The following is a 297-nucleotide window of genomic DNA, read 5'->3' as shown; positions in this document are numbered from 1 at the left end:
ACTTAGAATGTGTACATTGCGCCTAAGTAGAAAGAATCCAGAACAACAGTATCTTCTGTCTTGTGTCCGTTTTCGTAATCTTCGATATCAAAAGCATCGGCTTCGTATGCTAGGCGAAAGCTCAACGAAGACATTGTAGGTGGTGTATATTCAACACCAACACCCATACGGATGCCGTCTCCCGTATCATCAAAACCACTTTCTGAAGGGCGAGAGCCGTCTGCAAGCTTCATGTCTAGATCAATAGTCGATAAACCGATAGTACCAAATGGACGAACGCCATTATCAAACGTGTAA

At 43.4% G+C, this 297-nt stretch carries 1 protein-coding gene; it reads right to left on the bottom strand.

Going from position 1 to position 297, the window contains the following annotated elements; genetic code table 11:
- Positions 1 to 2: 2 nt before the first annotated feature.
- On the bottom strand, positions 3 to 297 hold a 295-nt coding region (locus AB4512_RS24230), incomplete at its 5' end, for an outer membrane protein (RefSeq protein WP_372176041.1).

The organism is Vibrio sp. 10N.222.52.B7 (genome assembly GCF_041474275.1).
Lineage (GTDB): Bacteria > Pseudomonadota > Gammaproteobacteria > Enterobacterales > Vibrionaceae > Vibrio > Vibrio crassostreae_C.
The sequence above is the reverse complement of the archived record's forward strand: the minus strand, read 5'-3'. Positions and strand labels throughout refer to the sequence as shown.